The organism is Chitinophaga sp. (genome assembly GCF_035564935.1).
Lineage (GTDB): Bacteria > Bacteroidota > Bacteroidia > Chitinophagales > Chitinophagaceae > Chitinophaga.
This window is the reverse complement of the sequence record NZ_DATMTE010000680.1, coordinates 1-1,931: the sequence shown is the minus strand read 5'-3', so window position 1 is coordinate 1,931 and position 1,931 is coordinate 1. Positions and strand designations below refer to the sequence as shown.

2 protein-coding genes are annotated in these 1,931 nt (G+C 45.5%); both read left to right on the top strand.

Annotated elements, in window-relative coordinates:
• The coding region (glp, locus tag VN105_RS17515; RefSeq protein ID WP_325642824.1) for a gephyrin-like molybdotransferase Glp at positions 1-1,184 on the top strand (1,184 nt) is incomplete at its 5' end.
• A gap of 7 nt (positions 1,185-1,191) precedes the next feature.
• Positions 1,192-1,926: a sulfite exporter TauE/SafE family protein gene (locus VN105_RS17510; RefSeq protein WP_165306011.1), complete on the top strand. Its 735-nt coding sequence runs from the start codon at positions 1,192-1,194 to the stop codon at positions 1,924-1,926.
• Positions 1,927-1,931: the final 5 nt, after the last annotated feature.

Genomic DNA, 1,931 nt, shown 5'->3' with positions numbered 1-1,931 from the left:
ATCAGTTTATCAGTGTTCAGCAGGCCAAAGATATTATCCATCATCATCTGCCTGCTCCAAAACAAATACGGCTTCCCTTAACGGAAGCCTTGGGCTATACGCTGGCCCAAACCGTCGTTGCCGAGCAGTCAATCCCTGCTTTTCCGCAGTCATCGATGGACGGTTACGCTATTCGATATAGCGACAAAGATCGGGGACTTCCTGTGGTAGACAAAATTCCCGCAGGTACCACGGTTGAAAAAATATTGACAGAGGGACAGGCGATGCGCATTTATACTGGAGCTCCGTTGCCTCGAGGTGCAGATACGGTAGTGATGCAGGAAAAAGTAGATTTGAGCGGCGCAAATACAATCCGGATTAGCGATAAAGCCCTCCAGTTGGGGGATAATGTACGCCCTACAGGATCAGAAGTTCTGGCAGACAGTATCGCCATGCTCACAGGAACAACATTGACCCCGGCGGCTATTGGCTATCTCGCAGGCATCGGATGCAGGGATGTTCTTGTTACTGCGCCACCACGGATACAACTTATTCTAACCGGAGATGAACTGAAACCTGTTGGTACAATACTTGGATATGGGGAAGTTTACGAGTCTAACTCCTATCAGCTAAAAGCCGCACTGCAGCAGCTAGGCATACTGCATGTCGAAAGTCGGCATGTACCGGATGACAGAAGCCAACTTCGGGCAGCTTTGGAGAATGCATTGGATGAAGCTGATATTGTTCTTTTAGTTGGCGGTGTCAGCGTAGGTGACTACGATTACGTGGTGGATGTGGCTAAGGACTGCGGTATTAAACAGCGTTTTCATCGTATCCGACAAAAACCGGGAAAACCCCTCTTTTTTGGCACACAAAATGAAAAGCTGGTGTTTGGGCTACCCGGCAATCCGTCCTCTGCCCTAACCTGTTTTTACCTCTACGTCGCTCCTGCATTAGAGCGTATCATGCAACTTCCAGAGCGAACACGTTCCATCAAAACCCATACAACACATGCTTATAGTAAAAAGCCCGGTTTAACTCATTTCCTTAAGGCACGATACGACGGACTTACTGTTGAACCTTTACACGCGCAAGAGTCTTATCGCCTCCAATCCTACGCACAGGCCAATTGCCTGCTGATTCTCGAGGAGGAGAGCAATGGTTGTGCTGCTGGAGACGAAGTTTTTATCCATCTTTTAACGTAATCGCGCCATGCAATTTGAGCTTTTTTATTTTTTCCTTTTTATTCTGGCTTTTCTTTACGCATCAGTAGGGCACGGTGGTGCAAGTGGCTATTTAGCATTGATGGCAATCTATGGGATCGCACCGCAGGAGATGAAACCTACAGCACTGGTACTTAACCTCTTTGTTTCTTTAACATCCTTTATACAATATTACAGGGGTCATTATTTCAAACGAAATTTGTTTTTGATGGTAGCCATCACCTCTGTTCCCATGGCATTTATAGGCGGTATGATTACCTTGGAAGATCATTTGTACAAGAGGTTGCTGGGACTACTGCTACTCTTTCCGATTTTTCGTTTTTTCTTTTTCAGAAGTCCAGCCGAAGATGAGCTCAAACCGTACAACAGTTATGGTGCACTGGCAATTGGTGGCATTGTAGGACTACTTTCAGGCATGATTGGTATTGGCGGTGGAATTATCCTTTCCCCTTTTCTGATCCTGCTTAAATGGACAGATCAAAAACAAACTGCAGCTATCAGTGCTGCATTTATTTTCGTAAATTCATTGTCGGGACTTGGGGGTATGCTGACAAAAGGTGTATCGTTCAATGCTCATATGTGGGGGTATATTGCAGTTGCATTCCTTGGTGGCCTGTTAGGAGCCTATCTCGGATCGAAAAAACTAAAACAGGATGCTTTAAAATACGTACTTGCCACAGTACTGTTTGTTGCAGCCTATAAATTGCTATTTACCTCGGCTTAATAAAT

Excerpts from the sequence above, each read along its gene's own strand:
- VN105_RS17510 (WP_165306011.1), top strand. The coding sequence starts at position 1,192 with ATGCAATTTGAGCTTTTTTATTTTTTCCTTTTTATTCTGGCTTTTCTT.